An 18158-nucleotide genomic window follows, 5' to 3' on the forward strand; every position below is an offset into this window, starting at 1 on the left:
TGCGCCCGGCCCGGCATCCCCGGCCGGGCGTCTCCTTTGCGGGCCGTCACAAAACCATGTTTACGGGGTTTTAACCCCATTTGCGGAGCGTAAAGATTGCGTTATGCTCCGGCAGGCCAAGGTGGCTGTCATCCTGACTTCCGCCCTTAGGCTTTGTCCCGAACTCTAGAGTCACCATCACTCTGACGTTGGAGAGAGAGTAAATGTCTAATTTCAACCAGCTGTCCGGCGCGATCCGTTTCGCGCTCCTCGCCGGCGCCGCTTCCGCCTTCGTGACGCTTCCCGCGTTCGCGCAGGAAACCACGGAAGATGACGCCGCCACCCTCGACGTCGTCGAGGTCACCGGTTCCCGCCTGAAGCGTGCCGAGATCGAGGGCGCCGTTCCGGTCGTCGTGATCGACCGCGCCCAGATCGATGCCAGCGGCGACGTGTCTGTCGCTGACGTCCTGCGTGACTCGACCTTCGCGTCCTTCGGCAACTTCAAGCCGCAGTCCGGCAGCTCGGCCCAGTCCCTGGCCAGCATCGACCTGCGTGGTGTCGGTTCGGGTCGTACCCTGGTGCTGATCGACGGCCGCCGCGCCCCGACCAACCCGATGTCCGCCTCGTCCGGTTCGGACCTCAATGCCATCCCGCTCGCCGCGGTTGAGCGCATCGAGATCCTGTCCGACGGCGCCTCGGCCGTGTACGGCTCCGACGCGATCGGCGGCGTGGTCAACATCATCACCCGCAAGGACTTCAACGGCGCCGAGCTGCGTTACGGCATCGGCTCGACCGCCATCACCGGCGGCGACACCGAAGAAATGTCCGTCGTGTTCGGCTCGTCCAGCGACCGCACCCGCCTGATCGGCGGCGCGTCCACCAACAAGCGCGGCATGGTCTTCACCCGCGACCAGATCGGTGGCGGCACCCGCGGCGTTTCGACCTTCGGCAACAACTACTACAACTGGAACACCCGTACCATCCAGGGCGTCCCGGGCTTCTCCTGCGACGAGGGTGCGTTCTACCGCCTCGCCAACGGCCTGTGCTCGTTCGACTTCAACTCCGTTGCCGCCAACGAAGCCAAGGTCACCAACCGTTCCGTGTTCCTGCGCGGTGATCACCAGATCAACGACAACTGGAGCGTCTACGCCGCCGCCAACACCACCAAGGTCGAGACCTTCGGTCGTTACGCGCCGGGCCCGGGCGTCCTGGTCGTCGCTGACGGCACCCCGAGCGACATCAACAACGGCGTCGTCTGCGGCGCGGCTTGCGTCGGCGACGGTCTGCCGACGTACTTCTTCCACCGCTTCGCCGCCGCCGGCAACCGCGACAACTTCACCGATGCCACCAACAGCGACTTCCTGGTCGGTTTCCAGGGCCAGCTGACGGACACCATCGGCGTTGATTTCGGCGCCCGCCGCACCGACTACAAGTACATCGAACTGGGCCGCGGCTACGTCGTGACCGCGCTGGCCGCTGCCGCTGCCAACAACGGTTCCTACAGCCTGCTCGATCCGTTCGGTGCCGATCCGTCGGTGCTGGCCGGCATCCAGGCCACCATCAACCGCGAGTCGAGCTGGGTGACCGATGAGGTCTACGGCCTGTTCAACTTCGACGTGTTCGAGATGGGCGGTGGTACCTCCAACGCCGTCGTCGGCGCCGAGTACCGCGAAGACACCCTGATCGACCAGTACGACTCCCTGTCGGAAGCCACCGACGAGTTCGGCAACCCGGCCGTCATCGGCTCGGCTGGCAACTCCTCGGGCGGTTCGCGCGATGCGAAGGCCGTGTACTTCGAGTGGCTGCTGCCGTTCACCAGCACCTTCGACATCACCCTGGCCGGCCGTTGGGACAGCTACAGCGACTACGGCAGCGACATCTCGCCGAAGGTCGCCCTGCGCTGGCAGCCGATCGACACGCTGACCTTCCGTGGTTCGTACGGCCAGGGCTTCCGTGCCCCGGGCCTGGACATCCTCACCCAGAAGACCACCTTCTCGGCCGAGCCTGTCAACGACCCGCAGTCCTGCGTGGCCCTCGGCCAGCCGTCGACCTGCCAGCTGCAGGTGGATACGTTCTTCGCCGCCAACCCGGACCTGGACTCGGAAAACTCGACCCAGTACAGCGTTGGCGTGGTCTGGGATCCGCTTGAGTGGCTCGACATCTCGGTCGACTACTACAACATCGAAGTCGAGAACTCGATCTCGCAGATCGGTGCCCAGGACGTCATCAACTCCGACCTGGATCCGGCCACCTTCGGTCCGATTCCTCCGGGCCTGAGCATCACCCGTCGCGCCAACGGCGCCATCGACGAAATCGTCGGCGGCTTCGCCAACCAGGGCACGGTCACCACGCGCGGTATCGACACCCGCATCAACACCAACTTCGACTTCGGCAACATGGGCGAGCTCAACAGCCAGCTCAGCGTTTCCTACGTGCTCGAGTATGAAGTGGATGACGAGCGTGGTTCGGTGATCGACTTCGCTGGCCGCGTTGGCCAGCCGGACCTGCGTGCGACCTTCCTCAACAGCTGGACCTACGGTGACTTCACCGTGGGCTGGAACGTCAACTACATCGACGGCCAGCAGCAGCCGAACGGCGGCACGTCGGTCGGCGGCTACGCCACCAACGACCTGCAGCTGTCCTGGAAGGCGCCGTGGAACGGCACCATCGCCATCGGCGCCACCAACGTGGGTGATCGTTACCCGGAGCTCGTCGCGTTTGACGGCCGTCCGTGGAACTTCTACCTGTACGACGCCTACGGCCGCACCACCTACCTCCGTTACACCCAGACCTTCTAAGATCTGGCGTCAACGGTTGGTTTCGGAGGGCCCCCGCAAGGGGGCCCTTCTTTTTTTGCGGCATGGCCGGGACAATGCCCGGCATGAGCCCCCCTGACGACTCCGCCCGCCGGACCGCCTGGTCCGAGTACTGGGCCACCGGTGGCCTGCATTCCTGCGTCGGCAGCTTCGACAGCGACTACTCCGGCGCCATCGGCCAGTTCTGGCAGCGCGTTTTCGGCGAACTGCCCGCCGGCGCGCGGCAGATACTGGACCTGGCCACGGGCAACGGCGCCCTGCCGCGATTGGCCTGGCAACGGCTGGGTGGCGAGCCTGGGCTGTCGGTGGATGCCGTGGACCTGGCGACGGTGGCCCCCACCTGGGTGCCCGAAGCCGCGAGGAAGCTGCTGCGCTTCCACTCCGGCGTGTCCATGGAGCGGCTGCCCTTCGCCGACGCCAGCTTCGACCTGGTGACCAGCCAATACGGCTTCGAATACGCACAACGCGGGCCCGCCGGCGCCGAAGCCCTGCGCGTGCTCAAACCCACGGGCCGGCTGGCGCTGGTGATGCACCATGCCGAGTCTGTGCTGGTGCGTGTGGGTCGCAGCGAGCTTTCGCACCAGCAGGCGCTGCTGGCCCCGGATGGCCTGCTGTCGGCGCTGGGCGCGGTGGCGCCGTGGTTCTCGCGCGCACGCGCGGGCGAGGACCTGTCTGGCAACGCGGACGCCTCGGCAGCGCGTGCGGCCTACAACGCCGCCGCCCGCCGCGTGCAGCAGCGGGCCGCCACGCAGTCCGCGCCTGACCTGCTGCTGGAAGCGCTGGCGTGGGCGCAGGGCGTGCTGGCCCGCATCGGCACCGACCCGGCGCCCGCAGGGGCGGCAATTGACGCGTATCGGGCCACCCTGGCCGCCGCGGGCTTGCGCACGGCCGAGCTGATCGGACATGCGCTTGACGCCCACGAGGCCGAAGCCCTGGTCCTGGCGCTGAAGACCCAGCGGCCCGGGTCCGACATCCACTGCCAGCCCTTGCAGCAGGCCGAGGGCGTGCTGGGTTGGGCGCTGGAGTTGCGGCCTAGGGCGTAAGCGCGGCGCCCGCGGGTCCTAGCGCGGACAGCAGCGGGTCCAGCGCGAACTGATAGTTGCGCCACCGGCCCACCGATCGGGTGTGCACCGGCTGGCGTACCTGCCAGCGACTGGGGGTCTGCACACCGCGCTGGCTGCGGTGGAAGTCCAGGCACGCCGGGTCCCAGTCAAGGCCGCAGAAGTCGAGCAGGCGGCGTGCCTGCGGCTCCAGGTCGGTCACCAGCGATTCGTAGGACAGCTGCAGGATCGGCAGCGGCAGCACCTGCTGCCAGTGGCGCATGGTCTTTTCCTGCAGGCGGATCCAGTGGCCGATGCCGTCCAGGCGGGTGGCGAAGCGTTCGCCCATCGCGAAGTTCTCGCCGTAGATCGAAATGGCGATGTCGCGCGGATCGCGGCGGCACCAGACCACGCGCGCGCGCGGGAAGAGCAGGGCGACCAGGCCGAGCTGGTGGTAATTGAGCGGCGACTTGTCCACCAGGCGAAGCACCTGGCCGCCGGCGTCGCGCGAGGCCGCCTGCAGGTAACGCTCGGCCGCACCGCTCAGGTCCTGCGGAAAGCTTTCCGGGATGTGCGGCCATGCGGCCGCGCGTGCGCTACGGCCCGGAAGGTGCCGTGACACCAGGGCCATGTCCGGCAGCTCGCCGGCCCCGTGTGCCCGGGGATGGGCGGCGATGATCTGTTCGGTGAGGGTGGTGCCGCTGCGGGGCATGCCGACCACGAACACCAGGCGATCATCGGCATGCGATGCGCCTGGAGGCGGATTCACGAAGGCCTGAGCGTTGAAAGCCGCCAGGCTGTTGTCGACCCGGCTCTCCAGGTCGGCAAGATCGTAGTCGCCGGCCTCGCGGCGACGAGCGGCATTGGCGGCATCCCAGCAGACCATGGCCTGGCGATGCTCACCGCGGCCGTCAAACACCTTGCCCAGCTCGTAGCCAAGCAGCGCCTGGTCGGCCGGCGGCAGCGAGCCCGAGAACAGCGCGGCCTGCGCTTCACCCACGCGCGCCGGCGCCGCCTGCGCGCGACGAAGGCCCAGAACGCCGGCCAGCGGGAAGGCCCAGCCGGGCCGGTGCGCCAAGGCGCGTTCGTAGGCCGCCTCGGCGGCATCGCGCTGGCCCAGGTCTTCTTCCGCCTGCCCCAAGGCCATCGCCAGCTCGGCGGAGGTGGGGTCTCGTGCGAGGGCGTCGAGGAAGCATTGGCGCGCCTCCGCGTGCCGCCCCAGTCGGCTCAGGGTTTCGCCCAGCTTGAGTACGATTTCCTGCTGCCCGGGCCGTGCCTGCGCCAGTGCCTGCCACAACGGCAGCGCATCGGCCGGGTAGCCGACGAGGAACTCCAGCCGAGCCAGCGCGTCCAGCGTGCCGGGATGGTCGGGTCGCAGGGCGTAGGCGCGGCGGAGGGCGGGCAACGCTTCCTCGTTGCGGCCCAGTCGCGCCAGGCTGATGCCCAGGAAGTGCCAGGCCGGGGCATACGTGGGATCAAGCTGCAGGCTGGCCTGCAGTTCCGCCACGGCCTCGCCCAGCTGTCCGAAATGCGCGTACAGGCAGCCCAGCTCGCAGCGCAGCGCGGCCGACTGCGGTTCGGCTTCGCAGGCGGCGCGCATGTGCTGCAGGGCCTGCGCAGCCTGGCCCTGCTGCACGGCCTGCAGCGCAAGCTGCTTGGAGTGTTGGGCGGACGCCATCTGCAAAACCTGCGGCGGGAATGCCGGCATTGTACCGGGCGCTCTGCCGAGGCCGACATCGCGCGCCGCCGGCGAGGCTAGAATGTGGCCCACTGCCCGCCGCGCGCCGCCCATGATCAGCAACGAACTCGACATCGCGCCCTACCGCCAGCGCCTGGCCGAGACGGGCCGGGTGCAGATCCCCGGATTCCTGCAGGAAGACGCGGCTGAACGCCTGGCCGACTGCCTGCGCCGCGAAGTGCCGTGGGTCACCGCCGAACGCACCTTGCCCGACAGCCCGCCCTGGACGCCGGAGGTGGCGCGCCAGCGCATGCCCGCAGCCTATCGCCGCGCCGCGGCCGGCTTCCACTTCGTCTACGACCGCTACCTGCTGCTGGAGGCCGCGCAGGCCGGCCGCGATCCGCACCTGGTGCTGCACGCCGCGCTGCGCTTCTTCAACAGCCCCGAGTACCTCGACTTCATCCGCGACCTGACCGGCGACACCAGCCTGGCCATGGTCGGCGCGCAGGCCACCCGCTATCTGCCGGGCCAGTTCCTTTGCCTGCACGACGACCGCCACGAACAGGAGCAGCGCCGCTATGCCTATGTGCTCAATCTCTCGCGCCGCTGGCAGGCCGACTGGGGCGGGCTGCTGCACTTCGTGGACGAGGATGGCACGCCGCGCGACAGCTTCCTGCCGCGCTGGAATTCACTGAGTCTGTTCAAGGTGCCGGCAGGCCATCACGTTGGCGTGGTGGCGCCCTGGGCGCAGGAGCCGCGGCTGGCGATCACCGGCTGGTGGCACGCGCCGCCGCAGGCTGGCTAGAGCTCGCCCAGGGGCGCGTCGCGGCCGTAGTAGGCCATGATGCCTTCCAGCGATTCGCGCACCAGCTGGCGTTCGGTGTCGCTCAGCATCGGGTGCCAGACATCGAAGATCATCACCACGCGCAGCTGGTCGCTGTCGTTCCAGGCGGCGTGTTCCATGGTGTCGTCGAAGGCCAGCAGTTCGCCGGGCACCCAGCGGCGGGTGTGGTTGCCCACGCGGATGGCGCAATTGGGCGGAATCACCAGCGGCAGGTGCACGGTGAGCCGGCAGTTGGTGGCGCCATTGTGCGGCGGGATGCGCGTGCGCGGCTTGAGCGCGGAAAAGAAGGCCGCGGGCGCCCGGTGGGTCACCTCGACCTGCGGCACTTCCTCCAGCATCGCCATCGCCTGCGGGCAGCGCGCGATGTGTGACTCGATGCGGCGGCCGTGCTTCCAGAGGAAGTAGGCGCTCCAGTCCGGATTGCGGTCCAGGTCGGCGAACTGGCCCACGGGTTCGTCGGCGCGGGTCTGCACGTAGGGAATGAAGCCGGCTTCGTCTTGCGCCAGCACCGCGGCCAGCTCGGCGCGGATCGCGGGCGTATACGCTTCGGCCGCGGCCGACCAGGGCAGGTCCTCGCGCTCGAAGAAGGCGATCGCGGGCATGCCGGTGACATGGAACATCGCCGGGCGCTGCAGCTGCAGCGGCTTGCGGCCCAGCGTCACGTCCAGGCATTCGTCGAAGCGCGCCAGCTTGCGGCTGGACACGCCGCTGCGCAGGTCGGCCAGGCGCGCATCGAGGAAGGCGCCGAGTTCGGCCTGGTTGGCGGCCACCAGGCGCTGGGCCTGATCGAAGGTGTCGCGCAGCTCGGGCATCTGCAGCACCTGCAGCGGCGCCAGCTGCAGCGCGCTCTGGTAGGCCAGGGCCTGGTCGCGCACGCGGCCGAGCTGGCCGTACAGCCGCGCCTTTTCCAGGTGCGCGGCGTAGGCGCCGGGTTCGATTTTCAGCGCGCGGTCGAGCGCGGCCAGCGCGGCCTCCGGTTCGCCGGCCTGGGCCAGCACCCGCGCCAGGTTGGCGTGCGCGATGGCCATCGGCGGCTGGGCGCGCGTGGCCGCCTCCAGCCATTGCCGAGCCTGCACGAGGTCGCCGCTGGCCAGGGCCCGCGTGCCCAGGAAGTTGAGGGCGCCCGGATGGCCTGGCGATTTCGCCAGCACCTGTTCCCACAGCCGGCCGCTGGTGGCGGACTGGCCCTGGCGGCCGAGCCTTTCGGCTTCGGCGGCGAGGGCCTGGATCGCGGGGTCCGGGGCGTTCATCCGGTCAGCAGCAGCCGTGGTCGCCGAAGTGTGCCTTGCCCTCGTGCACGCCGACGCCGCGCGTTTCACCCTTTTCGCTGGCGGCATAGTGGTCGGCGATCACGCGCGCCACGGCGGCGGTGACGCGCTTGCCGGTGGGGATGTGCAGGAACTCGTTGGGGCCATGCGCATTGGAATGCGGGCCCAGCACGCCGGTGATCATGAACTGCGCACCCGGGAACTTCTCGCCCAGCATGCCCATGAAGGGAATCGTGCCGCCTTCGCCCATGTACATGGCCGGGGCCCCGAAGAATTCCTGGCTGGCGGTGTCGATGGCGTGTTCCAGCCACGGCGCCAGCGCGGGCGCGTTCCAGCCGGTGGACGCTTTCTCCAGTTCCACTTCGACCTTGCAGCCATTGGGCGGATTGGCCTCCAGCACGCGCTTGATGATCTCGCCGGCCTTCTTCGGCTCCAGCGTCGGCGGCAGGCGGAGGCTGAGCTTCACCGCGGTGTGCGGGCGCAGCACGTTGCCGGCGTTCTGCAGCGAGGGCATGCCGTCCACGCCCGTGATCGACAGCGCCGGGCGCCAGGTGCGGTTGAGCACCAGCTCGGTCAGGTCGGCGTTCATCGGCGTCATGCCGGGCAGGAACGGGAACTTGTCGTACACCTCGTCGCCCAGCACTTCGGTGGCGCGGCGGGCCTGGCTGATGCGCTGTTCGGGGATGTCGACGTAAAGATCCTCGACCAGGATCTTGCCGGTGACTTCATCCTCGAGCCGCGACAGCAGCTGGCGCAGGATGCGGAAGCTGGAGGGCACGACGCCGGACGCATCGCCGCTGTGCACGCCTTCGCTCAGCACGCTGACCTTGAGGTTGCCGCCGGCCAGGCCGCGCAGCGAGGTGGTGCACCAGAGCTGGTCGTAGTTGGCGCAGCCCGAGTCCAGGCAGACCACGAGCGAGGGCTTGCCGATGCGGTCGGCCAGGTGGTCGACGTAGAAGGGCAGGTCGTAGCTGCCCGACTCTTCGCAGGCTTCGATCAGGATCACGCAGCGGCTGTGCGGCTTGCCCTGTTCCTTGAGCGCGCGGATGGCGGTGAGCGAGCCGAACAGCGCATAGCCGTCGTCGGCGCCGCCACGGCCGTAAAGCTTGTCGCCCTTGATCACCGGCTTCCAGGGGCCCAGGTCGTCGGCCCAGCCGGTCATCTCGGGCTGCTTGTCCAGGTGGCCGTAGAGCAGCACGCAGTCGTCGCCCTCGCCGGGCACTTCGATGTAGATCAGCGGGGTGCGGCCCTGCAGCTCGACCACTTCCACGGTCATGCCGGTGATGGGCTGCGCCTTCGCCCAGCCGGCGAGCTGCTTCACGGCGTCGTCCATGTAGCCGTTTTCCTTCCACTTCGCGTCGAACATGGGCGACTTGTTCGGGATGCGGATGTACTCGACCAGCTGCGGGACGATGTCGCCATCCCAGGCGTCGGCGATGAAGCGGTCGGTCTTGGCGGTGTCCATGGGTTTCCTTCCTGTTGCTGGACCGTGATTTTACTCCGATCCGGCACCGGGCCGCGGTCCGGGTAGGAAAGCGCCGACAGGCGGGCGTCGCGGCTTCCCAGGCCGGGTCGCGCGGAATGGCGATGGGCCGCGGCCCGGGCGGCGCGGAGACTTTGCCTGCCGCGGCGGTGACCCCTGCGCCGCGGCCCAACCACCTCTCCACGCCCGTCACCTTCCAAGGACCTTCCATGAACAAGACCTTCCGCTTCCTGCCCGCCCTGTTCCTCACGGCCCTGCTGGCCGGCACCGCGTTCGCCGCCGACAAGGTGGACATCAACAGCGCCGACGCCGCCACGCTCGACCGCGTGCTCAATGGCGTCGGGCCCAGCAAGGCCGAGGCCATCGTCGCTCACCGCAAGCAGCACGGCGCCTTCCGCAGCGCCGACGAGCTGTCCGAGGTCAAGGGCATCGGCCTGTCGATCATCGAGCAGAACCGCGACCGCATCACGGTGGGTGGCGGCGCGGCGCGTCCGGCGGCCGCCAAGCCCAAGCCGAAGGCGCCGGCGCCCGCGGCACGTTGAGTTCCCGTCCTGTGCTCCTGGCCCGGCTTCGGCCGGGTCCTTTCCGCTCCGGGTAATTCGCCATGGCCGTCACCGCCCCTGCCGTCGACCGCGCCCTGCGCCGCCTGCGCGCGGAGCGCCTGGCGCACCGCTCGGTGCCCGGGCAGACCTATTTCCTCACCGTCGCCACGTTGTACCGGCGCCCGGTGTTCCGCGACGACGAGGCCGCCCGTGCGGTGTGCCGGGTGCATACCGCGCGCTGGCCCTGGCGCGACGCCACGTTGCTGGCCTGGGTGCTGATGCCCGACCACTGGCATGGCCTGGTGTGCCTGGGCGAACGCGACACGCTGTCGACCCTGGTGGGCCGGTTCAAGGCGGTCACCTCGCGCGCGGTGGAGGACCGGCACCGGGTCAACGGCTGGTTGTGGGGAAGGGGCTTCACTGACCGGGTTCTGGGGCCTTCGGAGGATCCCGTGGCGGCGGCGCGCTATCTGGTCGGCAATCCGCTGCGCGCCGGGTTGGTGCCGCGCCTGGGCGACTACGCCTACTGGGATTCGGCCTGGATGCCGCGGGAGCCGGAGGCCGCGGACTGATCCGGGACCGCGCGGGCCTGCGCTAGACTTGCCCGCACATGCGCATCCAGCACCTGCCCGCCAACGAATATCAGCGCGACCGCTGGCGCAACGGCCGCGGCTGGACACGCGAGATCCTGCGCCATCCCGAGGGCGCGGCCGAGTGGCAATGGCGGGTGTCGATCGCCGAGATCGACCAGGACGCGCCGTTCTCGGCCTTCCCGGGCTGCGACCGCGAGCTGGTGCTGCTGTCGGGCGAGGGCATGCACCTGAAGTTCGAGGATGGCGAACAGGTGACGCTGCTGCCGCCGCACGACCGGATCCGCTTCGCCGGTGAGCGCGCGCTGTCGGCCGAGCTGATCCAGGGCCCTACGCACGACTTCAACCTGATGTGGCGGCGCGATGCGGTGGAGGCCACGCTGCTGCACCGGCCCCTGGTAGGGGCGATGGTGTTCTTCGCCGAGCCCGGCGTCACCTGGCTGGTGCACCTGATGCAGGGCCAGGCCCACATCAAGGACCTGGCGCGTCCGCTGCACCTGGCGCAGGGCGACAGCGTGCTGCTGGTCCACGATCCGGACGGCCCTTCGCGGCGCATCCTGGACGGCGGCGGCGAGCTGCTGCTGGTGAAGATCGCGCCGCGCGGCTGATCAGCGGTCGTCGCGGGTCCAGACCGCGCCGTCTTCCACCTTCACCGGAAAGCGCGGCACCGGCGCGTAGGCGGGGGCGCACAGCGCCTGGCCGGTGCGCAGGTCGAAGCGGGCGCCGTGCAGGGTGCATTCGATCTGGTCGCCGTCGATGGGCCCGGCGCTGAGTTCGAAGTCCTCGTGCGAGCACTTGTCCTCCAGCGCGTAGTGCTCGCCGTCCAGGTTCACGACCAGGATGGGCGTGTCGCCATCCCACACCACGCGCGATTCGCCGGGCAGCAGCTCGGCGGTGGCGCAGACGCGCACCCAGGCGGTCACAGCGGCTTCTCCAGCACTTCGAAGCGCAGGTCGTCGCGGCGGGGCAGGCCGAAGCGTTCATCGCCGTAGGGGAAGGGCTTCTTGATGCCGGTGCGGCGGTAGCCGCGGCGTTCGTAGTAGGCGATCAGTTCGTCGCGCACATCGATCACCGTCATGCGCATCCGAGCCTGGCCGAAATCATCGCGCGCCACGCGTTCGGCCTCGGCCAGCAGCGCGCTGCCGATGCCGCCGCCCTGCTGCCCCGGGTCCACCGAGAACATGCCGAAGTAACCGGCGCCGTCCTCCACCGCCACGTGCGCGCAGGCCAGCAGCCGGCCCTCGCGCTCGGCGAGCAGGATGCGGCTCTGTGGGCGATCAATCTGCGCCTGCACGTCGTCCTCGCCGGTCCGGCGGCCATCGAGCAGGTCGGCCTCGGTGGTCCAGCCCACGCGGCTGGCCGGCCCGCGATACGCCGACTCCACCAGCGCCACCACCGCCGCCACGTCCCGCCCGTCCGCCACCCGAAATTCCATCACCGACCCCCGCCATGAACCCAAACCATACCCGAACCATCCTCAGGAAAAGAAAACATACCTGGTATGTTTTCCGGGGTCAGGCGAGGAGGGTGCGGGCCTTGGTGATGGCTTCGGCCAGGCGCTCGATCTCGACGTGGGTGTTGTAGAAGGCCAGCGAGGCGCGGCAGGTGGCCGCGACGCCGAAGTGGGCCATCAGCGGATGGGCGCAGTGATGGCCCGAGCGCACCGCGATGCCCTCCAGGTCGAGCAGCGTGGCCAGGTCGTGGGCGTGGGCGCCGTCGACGAGGAAGCTGATCACCGCGGCCTTGCCCGGGGCCTGGCCGAAGATGCGCAGCCCGGGAATTTCCGCGAGTCTTTCCTCGGCGATGCGGAGCAGGGCCTGCTCGCGGGCGTGGATGTGGTCCATGCCCAGGGTTTCCAGGTAGTCCACCGCCGCGCCCAGGCCGATGACGCCGGCGATGTTGGGCGTGCCGGCCTCGAACTTGTGCGGCGGGTCGTTGTAGACGGTCTTCTCGAAGCGCACTTCGCGGATCATCTCGCCGCCGCCCAGGAAGGGCGGCATCTCGCGCAGGTGCTGGCGCCGGGCCCACAGCCCGCCGGTGCCGGTGGGTCCCAGCATCTTGTGGCCGGTGAAGGCGTAGAAATCGCAGCCCAGCGACGGAATGTCGACCGCCAGGTGCGGCAGCGCCTGCGACCCGTCCACCACCGTCACCACGCCGCGCTTGCGCGCCTCGCGGCAGATCACCGCCACCGGATTCACCGTGCCCAGCACGTTCGACACATGCGTGAACGCCAGCAGCTTCACGTCGCCGGTCAGCTTCGCGCGCAGGTCGTCCAGGTCCAGCTCGCCGGCCGGCGTGATGTCCACCACCTTGATGCTGGCGCCGGTGCGCTCGGCGACGATCTGCCAGGGCACGATGTTGGCGTGGTGCTCCATGCGCGTCAGCAGGATCGTGTCGCCTGCGGAAAGCCGCGGCAGCGCCCAGCTGTAGGCCACCAGGTTGATGCCGAAGGTGGTGCCGGAGGTCAGCACCAGTTCGTCGGCCGGCACGTTGATGAAGCGCGCCAGCCGGGCCCGCGCACCCTCGTAGGCTTCGGTGGCCTCGCTGCCCAGCGCATGCACCGCGCGCGAGACGTTGGCGTTGTGCTCGCGGTAGAAATCATCCACCGCGCGAATCACCGCCTGCGGCTTCTGCGAGGTGTTGGCCGAGTCCAGGTACACCAGCGGCTTGCCGTGCACCTGGCGCGTCAGCACCGGGAAATCGGCGCGCACGCGCAGCCAGTCGGGTCGCGCGCTCATGGGGTTTCCTTGCGGTCAAGTCGGTCGGCGATGCGCTCGCCCAGGGCTTCGCGCAGCCTCGCGTCGGCCAGGATGGACAGCGGCTCGCGCAGGAAGGCCTGCACCAGCATGGCGCGGGCCTGCGCCGCGCCGATGCCCCGGCTGCGCAGGTAGAACAGCGCGGTCTCGTCCAGCCGGCCGACGGTGGCGCCGTGCGCCGCCTTCACCTCGTCGGCATGAATCACCAGCACCGGCTGGGTATCGATCTCGGCGCTGTCGGACAGCAGCAGGTTCTTGTTCGACAGCGCGGCGTCGCTGCCGTCGGCGCCGGCATGGATGGTGATACCGCCGTGGAAGACCGCGCGCCCGCGCTGGTCGGCCAGGCCGCGCCAGGGCAGCTCGCAGCGGGTGTCGCGCGCCAGGTGTTCGATGCCCAGCCGCGTGTCGAGGTGGCGCCGGCCGTCGGCCAGCAGCAGGCCGCCGGCGATGACCGACGCGCCTTCGCCCTGCAGCTTCACGTTGAGCTCGTGGCGAGAAAGCGCGGCGCCGAGTTCAAGATCCACGCGGCGATAGGTGCTGTGCTCGTGCTGCGTCACGTCGGTGCGGGCGAACACACTGGCGCCGGCGTCCTCGGACTGCAGCCGCACATGCGTGGCCTGCGCACCGGGGCCCAGGTCGAACCGCAGCAGGTGATTGCACAGGTGTCGGTGTGTGCCGGCCCCGAGGTGGTGCTCGACCAGGGCCAGCCGCGCGCCTTCACCGACGGACACCACGTGGCGCAGGTGCACCGCCAGCTCGGTATCGGCGGGCGCGCCGATGAACACCAGGTGCAGGGCGTCGCCGGCATCCACGCCGGCTTCCACCGCCACCCGCGTGCCCTCGACGGCCAGGGCGGCATTGAGCCGCGCGAAGACCTCGTCGCCGCGGCCGAACGGCGCCTGCATCGCCGCCACGGCCCCCGCATCGCCCCCGGCCAGGGCCTGCGAAAGCGGCGTGATCGCCACGCCCTCGGGCAGGTCAGCCAGCGCCGAATGTTGGGACACGTAGCGGCCATTGACGAACACCAGCCGCGGCGAGGGGATGTCGGCCAGCACCTGCAGGTCGAACACCGGCGTGGCCGCCTCGACCGCGAAGGCGCGTGCCGACAGCGCGCGCAAGGAGGTGTATTTCCAGGCTTCCACGCGCGCGCCGGGCAGGCCGTCGGCGACCGCCGCGGCCATCGCCGCGCGGCGCGCCGGGCCCAGTCCGTGCGCGTCCACGCCGGCCGCAGGCCGGGCATCGAAGCCGGACTTGAGGGAGTCGAGCAGGGTACTCATGCGCCGGCCGTCGCCCCCGGCGCGATGCGGTCCTTCACCCAGGCGTAGCCATGCGCCTCAAGCTCCAGCGCAAGTTCGGGACCGCCGGTCTCGACGATGCGGCCGTCGGCCAGCACGTGCACCACGTCGGGCTTGATGTAGTCCAGCAGGCGCTGGTAATGGGTGATCACCAGGAACGCACGCTCGGGCGAGCGCATCAGGTTGACGCCGTCGGCCACGGCCTTGAGGGCATCGATGTCCAGGCCCGAATCGGTTTCGTCCAGGATCGCCAGCTTCGGCTCCAGCAGCGCCAGCTGGAAGATTTCATTGCGCTTCTTCTCGCCGCCGCTGAAGCCCTCGTTCACGGCGCGGTGCAGCAGTTCGTCCTTGAGGTGCAGTACCGCCAGCTTCTCGCGCACGCGTTTGAGGAACTGCATCGAGTCCAGCTCCTCCTCGCCGCGCGCCCGGCGCTGGGCATTGAGGGCGGTGCGCAGGAAATAGGTGTTGTTCACGCCGGGGATTTCCACCGGGTACTGGAAGGCCAGGAACACGCCGGCTGCCGCGCGCTGCTCGGGCTCCAGCGCCAGCAGGTCCACGCCCTGCAGCTGCACGCTGCCTTCCATCACCTCGTAGCCCTCGCGGCCGGCGATGATGTTGCCCAGCGTGGACTTGCCCGCGCCGTTGGGACCCATGATGGCGTGCACCTGGCCGGCGGCGATTTCCAGCGACAGGCCCTTGAGGATGTCCTTGCCGGCGACGCGGACGTGGAGGTTTTCGATCTTCAGCATGTCGTTTCCAGTGTTGTTGGCGCAGCGGTCAGCCGACGGCGCCTTCCAGCGAGACTTCCAGCAGCTTCTTGGCTTCCACCGCGAACTCCATCGGCAGTTCCTTGAACACCTGCTTGCAGAAGCCGTCCACGATCATCGACACCGCGTCCTCCTCGCCGATGCCGCGGCTGCGGCAATAGAACAGCTGGTCGTCGCTGATCTTGGACGTGGTGGCCTCGTGCTCGACGGTGGCGCTGGGGTGCTTGACCTCGATGTAGGGGAAGGTGTGCGCGCCGCATTTCTTGCCGATCAGCAGGCTGTCGCACTGGGTGTAGTTGCGGGCGCCGGCGGCGGTCTTCTCCATCTTCACCAGGCCGCGGTAGGTGTTCTGGCCGTGGCCGGCGCTGATGCCCTTGCTGATGATCTTGGACTTGGTGCGCGCGCCGATGTGGACCATCTTGGTGCCGGTGTCGGCCTGCTGGCGGTGGTGGGTGAGCGCCACCGAATAGAACTCGCCGACCGAGTCGTCGCCGATCAGCACGCAGCTGGGGTACTTCCAGGTGATCGCCGACCCGGTCTCGACCTGGGTCCAGGAGATCTTCGCGCGCGCGCCGCGGCACTCGCCGCGCTTGGTGACGAAGTTGTAGATGCCGCCCACGCCGTTCTCGTCGCCCGGGTACCAGTTCTGCACGGTGGAGTACTTGATCTCCGCGTCGTCCAGCGCCACCAGCTCGACGACCGCCGCGTGCAGCTGGTTCTCGTCGCGCATCGGCGCGGTGCAGCCTTCCAGGTAGGACACGTGGCTGCGCTCTTCGGCGATGATCAGCGTGCGCTCGAACTGGCCGGTGTCGCGGGCATTGATGCGGAAGTAGGTGCTCAGCTCCATCGGGCAGCGCACGCCCTTGGGGATGAAGACGAAGCTGCCGTCGGAGAACACCGCGGAGTTGAGCGCCGCGAAGTAGTTGTCGCCCGCCGGCACCACGCTGCCCAGGTACTGGCGCACCAGGTCGGGATGCTCGTGCACGGCTTCGGAGAGCGAGCAGAAGATGACGCCCTTCTCGGCCAGCTCCTTCTTGAAGGTGGTGCCCACCGACACCGAGTCGAACACGGCATCGACGGCCACGCCGGCCAGGCGCGCGCGCTCGTGCAGGGGCACGCCCAGCTTCTCGTAGGTGTCCAGCAGCTCCTGCGGCACTTCGTCGAGCGAGGCGTACTTGGCCTTGGGCGCGGCGTAGTAACTCACCGCCTGGAAGTCGATCGGCGCGATTTCCAGCTTGGCCCATTCCGGCGGCGTCATGGTCAGCCAGTGGCGGTAGGCTTTCAGGCGCCACTGCGTCAGCCAGTCCGGCTCGCCCTTCTTGGCCGAGATGAAGCGCACCACGTCCTCGCTCAGGCCGGGCGCCAGGGTGTCGGATTCGATGTCGGTGACGAAGCCGGCCGCGTATCGGCGGCCCAGCTGTTCGACGATTTCCGCGTTCTGGGTGGACATGTCAGCTCCGTGCCGCGGCCAGGCGCAGCGGGATGGTCTTGCGGGCCGCGGGCGGCGGCATGAGTTCGGCCAGGCTGATGTTGCCCAGCGCCTCGGCGATGACGTCGTTGACCCGGCGCCAGTGGGTCTGCACGCCGCAGTGGGATTCGTGCTCGCAGCTGGAGTGCTCGCCCGAGCACTCGGTCATGCCCAGCGGCCCCTCGATCGCTTCGACTATCGCGATCAGCGAGATTTCCGCCGCCGGGCGCGACAGCCGATAGCCGCCGTTGGCGCCGCGGAAACTCTCGACCAGGCCGGCATGGGCCAGCGGCTTGAGCAGCTTGGCCACGGTCGGCAGCTCCAGCCGCGCCCGTTCGGCCAGCTCGGCCGCCGACCAGACGCGGTCGGCCTGGCCGGCCAGGACCGTCAGCACGACGGTGGCGTAGTCGGTGAGTTTGGTGACCCGGAGCATGGCGCAGGCCTGCGGAGGTGAATCAGGACCGAAATTGTACTGTTTAAGCCCGGCCCATCTCAATGCCGCGCCTACCCCTGTTCAGGCAACCTCCACGCCGATCAGCGCGCCGATGCCGAACACCGTGGCGCCGGCGGCTGCGCCGATGGCCAGCATGCGCAGGCCGCCCAGCCAGGGGTTGCGTCCGGTGAACAGGCTCATGGCCGCGCCGGTGCCGTAAAGGCCCGCGGCGGCGAGGCCGGTGCCCAGATAGGCCGCGTGGGGCAGGGTGCCGCCGAAGAAAAAGGGCAGCAGCGGCACCAGGGCGCCCACGGTGAAGGCGCAGAACGAAAAGAAGGCCGCGCCCACCGGCGAACCCAGGTCATCGGGATTCAGGCCCAGCTCCTCGCGGGCCAGCACGTCCAGGGCCTGCGCCGGGTTGGAGACCAGCTGCCGGGCGAACTCGCGTGCCTGGTCGGGCGCCATGCCCCGGGCGATGTAGATCAGGGCCAGCTCTTCGGCCTCGGCCTCGGGGTATTTTTTCAGCTCGTCCGACTCCAGGCCGATCTGGTACTCGAACAGCTCGCGCTGCGAGCGCACCGACACGTATTCACCCGCCGCCATCGACAGCGCCCCGGCAAGCAGGCCGGCGATGCCGGTGGCCAGCACGGTGGACGTGGACGCATTCGCGCCCACCACGCCCAGGATCAGGCTGGCGTTGGACACCAGGCCATCGTTGACGCCGAAGATGGCTGCGCGCAGGTTGCCGCCGCCAACGCTGCGATGGCCCACGCCGACCTGGGCCAGGTCGGTGGGCATCAAATGTCCCGACAGCACGGCGGTGTAGGCCGAAAGGCCGCGCACCTTCATTGCCGACAGCGCCGGCCGCATGCGCCGGGGACCGATGCGGCGCGCCAGCCTGGCCACCAGCCGCGCCCGCACCGAAGGCTCGAACGCCCGTGGCGCCGCCATGCCCGCGTGGGCGGCGGTGCTGGCCCAGATCTGCGACTGCGCTTCGGCAGCCTCGGCTAGCTGGCCGAACAGCGCAGCGATGCGCGCGTCGGGTTCGGCCTGGGCCAGGGCCCGATACAGCCAGGCCGACTGCTTTTCCTCGCGCCAGCTGTTGATCGGGTCCATGGCTTTGCTCCGGTTCCCGCCAGCATACGCCTGGTGCGCGCTCCGGCTGCGCCGGCGCCGCCAATGCGCGACAATGGCCGCCC

17 protein-coding genes are annotated in these 18158 nt (G+C 69.4%); 6 read left to right on the forward strand and 11 right to left on the reverse strand.

Annotated features, from left to right (window positions below; genetic code table 11):
- Window positions 1-203: 203 nt before the first annotated feature.
- Both ACOQFR_RS02680 and ACOQFR_RS02685 read left to right on the forward strand, forming a co-directional pair.
- Entirely contained in the window at window positions 204-2777 is a 2574-nt protein-coding gene (locus tag ACOQFR_RS02680) for a TonB-dependent receptor plug domain-containing protein (RefSeq protein WP_421378231.1), read from the forward strand.
- An 83-nt stretch (window positions 2778-2860) separates the two neighbouring features.
- Window positions 2861-3838 (forward strand): methyltransferase domain-containing protein, encoded by a 978-nt coding sequence (locus ACOQFR_RS02685; protein ID WP_421378233.1) that lies wholly within the window; start codon window positions 2861-2863, stop codon window positions 3836-3838.
- On the opposite strand, the gene ACOQFR_RS02690 is transcribed toward ACOQFR_RS02685, so the two are convergent.
- Window positions 3828-5513 carry a tetratricopeptide repeat-containing sulfotransferase family protein gene (locus tag ACOQFR_RS02690; protein ID WP_421378235.1) on the reverse strand — a complete coding sequence of 562 codons (1686 nt, stop codon included), beginning with the start codon at window positions 5511-5513 and terminating at the stop codon, window positions 3828-3830. The two genes, ACOQFR_RS02685 and ACOQFR_RS02690, sit on opposite strands and share 11 nt — an antisense overlap.
- A 112-nt stretch (window positions 5514-5625) precedes the next feature.
- On the opposite strand from ACOQFR_RS02690, the gene ACOQFR_RS02695 reads away from it, so the two are divergent.
- Window positions 5626-6318, forward strand: coding sequence for a 2OG-Fe(II) oxygenase (locus ACOQFR_RS02695; RefSeq protein ID WP_421378237.1), 693 nt, complete (start codon window positions 5626-5628; stop codon window positions 6316-6318).
- Here ACOQFR_RS02695 and ACOQFR_RS02700 read toward each other — a convergent pair.
- Both ACOQFR_RS02700 and ACOQFR_RS02705 read right to left on the reverse strand, forming a co-directional pair.
- The gene (locus tag ACOQFR_RS02700) at window positions 6315-7607 is read right to left on the reverse strand and encodes an aspartyl/asparaginyl beta-hydroxylase domain-containing protein (protein WP_421378239.1); all 1293 of its coding nucleotides are present in this window, start codon (window positions 7605-7607) and stop codon (window positions 6315-6317) included. The genes ACOQFR_RS02695 and ACOQFR_RS02700 overlap by 4 nt on opposite strands.
- 4 nt (window positions 7608-7611) lie before the next feature.
- Complete coding sequence (locus tag ACOQFR_RS02705; protein WP_421378241.1) at window positions 7612-9090, reverse strand: M20 family metallopeptidase; 1479 nt, start codon at window positions 9088-9090, stop codon at window positions 7612-7614.
- 227 nt (window positions 9091-9317) lie between these two features.
- Between ACOQFR_RS02705 and ACOQFR_RS02710 the strand changes: the two genes are divergently transcribed.
- The 3 genes from ACOQFR_RS02710 (at window position 9318) to ACOQFR_RS02720 (ending at window position 10848) form a co-directional block, all read left to right on the forward strand.
- Window positions 9318-9650, forward strand: coding sequence for a ComEA family DNA-binding protein (locus ACOQFR_RS02710; RefSeq protein WP_421378243.1), 333 nt, complete (start codon window positions 9318-9320; stop codon window positions 9648-9650).
- 62 nt (window positions 9651-9712) lie between these two features.
- Entirely contained in the window at window positions 9713-10222 is a 510-nt protein-coding gene (locus ACOQFR_RS02715; protein WP_421378245.1) for an REP-associated tyrosine transposase, read from the forward strand.
- A gap of 38 nt (window positions 10223-10260) precedes the next feature.
- Window positions 10261-10848 (forward strand): HutD family protein, encoded by a 588-nt coding sequence (locus tag ACOQFR_RS02720; RefSeq protein WP_421378248.1) that lies wholly within the window; start codon window positions 10261-10263, stop codon window positions 10846-10848.
- Here the strand turns inward: ACOQFR_RS02720 and ACOQFR_RS02725 are convergent, their stop codons facing one another.
- The 8 genes from ACOQFR_RS02725 to ACOQFR_RS02760 all read right to left on the reverse strand — a co-directional run bounded on the left by ACOQFR_RS02725 (window position 10849) and on the right by ACOQFR_RS02760 (window position 18075).
- On the reverse strand, window positions 10849-11163 hold the full coding sequence (locus ACOQFR_RS02725; protein WP_421378250.1) for a non-heme iron oxygenase ferredoxin subunit: 315 nt from the start codon (window positions 11161-11163) through the stop codon (window positions 10849-10851).
- A complete protein-coding gene (locus tag ACOQFR_RS02730; protein ID WP_421378252.1) occupies window positions 11160-11675 on the reverse strand; it encodes a GNAT family N-acetyltransferase in 516 nt (171 codons plus the stop codon). The genes ACOQFR_RS02725 and ACOQFR_RS02730 overlap by 4 nt, the downstream gene beginning before the upstream one ends.
- 79 nt (window positions 11676-11754) lie before the next feature.
- Complete coding sequence (locus tag ACOQFR_RS02735) at window positions 11755-12978, reverse strand: cysteine desulfurase (RefSeq protein WP_421378254.1); 1224 nt, start codon at window positions 12976-12978, stop codon at window positions 11755-11757.
- The gene (sufD, locus tag ACOQFR_RS02740; RefSeq protein WP_421378256.1) at window positions 12975-14273 is read right to left on the reverse strand and encodes a Fe-S cluster assembly protein SufD; all 1299 of its coding nucleotides are present in this window, start codon (window positions 14271-14273) and stop codon (window positions 12975-12977) included. The genes ACOQFR_RS02735 and sufD overlap by 4 nt, the downstream gene beginning before the upstream one ends.
- Window positions 14270-15040, reverse strand: a complete 771-nt coding sequence (gene sufC, locus ACOQFR_RS02745; protein ID WP_421378258.1) for a Fe-S cluster assembly ATPase SufC — start codon at window positions 15038-15040, stop codon at window positions 14270-14272. Before sufC ends, sufD begins: the two co-directional genes overlap by 4 nt.
- A gap of 28 nt (window positions 15041-15068) precedes the next feature.
- On the reverse strand, window positions 15069-16508 hold the full coding sequence (gene sufB / locus ACOQFR_RS02750) for a Fe-S cluster assembly protein SufB (protein ID WP_421378260.1): 1440 nt from the start codon (window positions 16506-16508) through the stop codon (window positions 15069-15071).
- Window position 16509: 1 nt separating this feature from the next.
- Window positions 16510-16959: an SUF system Fe-S cluster assembly regulator gene (locus ACOQFR_RS02755; RefSeq protein WP_421378262.1), complete on the reverse strand. Its 450-nt coding sequence runs from the start codon at window positions 16957-16959 to the stop codon at window positions 16510-16512.
- 81 nt (window positions 16960-17040) lie between these two features.
- Window positions 17041-18075, reverse strand: coding sequence for a VIT1/CCC1 transporter family protein (locus ACOQFR_RS02760; RefSeq protein WP_421378264.1), 1035 nt, complete (start codon window positions 18073-18075; stop codon window positions 17041-17043).
- Window positions 18076-18158: the final 83 nt, after the last annotated feature.

The sequence above is a fragment of the Arenimonas sp. MALMAid1274 genome, from assembly GCF_049195245.1.
In the GTDB taxonomy this organism is placed as follows: domain Bacteria; phylum Pseudomonadota; class Gammaproteobacteria; order Xanthomonadales; family Xanthomonadaceae; genus Arenimonas.

Coding starts and splice junctions, on each gene's coding strand:
- ACOQFR_RS02735 (WP_421378254.1), bottom strand. CDS start 12,978: ATGAGCGCGCGACCCGACTGGCTGCGCGTGCGCGCCGATTTCCCGGTG.
- sufB (WP_421378260.1), bottom strand. CDS start 16,508: ATGTCCACCCAGAACGCGGAAATCGTCGAACAGCTGGGCCGCCGATAC.
- ACOQFR_RS02720 (WP_421378248.1), top strand. CDS start 10,261: ATGCGCATCCAGCACCTGCCCGCCAACGAATATCAGCGCGACCGCTGG.
- ACOQFR_RS02680 (WP_421378231.1), top strand. CDS start 204: ATGTCTAATTTCAACCAGCTGTCCGGCGCGATCCGTTTCGCGCTCCTC.
- sufC (WP_421378258.1), bottom strand. CDS start 15,040: ATGCTGAAGATCGAAAACCTCCACGTCCGCGTCGCCGGCAAGGACATC.
- ACOQFR_RS02705 (WP_421378241.1), bottom strand. CDS start 9,090: ATGGACACCGCCAAGACCGACCGCTTCATCGCCGACGCCTGGGATGGC.
- ACOQFR_RS02695 (WP_421378237.1), top strand. CDS start 5,626: ATGATCAGCAACGAACTCGACATCGCGCCCTACCGCCAGCGCCTGGCC.
- ACOQFR_RS02710 (WP_421378243.1), top strand. CDS start 9,318: ATGAACAAGACCTTCCGCTTCCTGCCCGCCCTGTTCCTCACGGCCCTG.
- ACOQFR_RS02730 (WP_421378252.1), bottom strand. CDS start 11,675: ATGGAATTTCGGGTGGCGGACGGGCGGGACGTGGCGGCGGTGGTGGCG.
- ACOQFR_RS02760 (WP_421378264.1), bottom strand. CDS start 18,075: ATGGACCCGATCAACAGCTGGCGCGAGGAAAAGCAGTCGGCCTGGCTG.
- ACOQFR_RS02700 (WP_421378239.1), bottom strand. CDS start 7,607: ATGAACGCCCCGGACCCCGCGATCCAGGCCCTCGCCGCCGAAGCCGAA.
- ACOQFR_RS02755 (WP_421378262.1), bottom strand. CDS start 16,959: ATGCTCCGGGTCACCAAACTCACCGACTACGCCACCGTCGTGCTGACG.
- ACOQFR_RS02685 (WP_421378233.1), top strand. CDS start 2,861: ATGAGCCCCCCTGACGACTCCGCCCGCCGGACCGCCTGGTCCGAGTAC.
- ACOQFR_RS02715 (WP_421378245.1), top strand. CDS start 9,713: ATGGCCGTCACCGCCCCTGCCGTCGACCGCGCCCTGCGCCGCCTGCGC.
- ACOQFR_RS02690 (WP_421378235.1), bottom strand. CDS start 5,513: ATGGCGTCCGCCCAACACTCCAAGCAGCTTGCGCTGCAGGCCGTGCAG.
- sufD (WP_421378256.1), bottom strand. CDS start 14,273: ATGAGTACCCTGCTCGACTCCCTCAAGTCCGGCTTCGATGCCCGGCCT.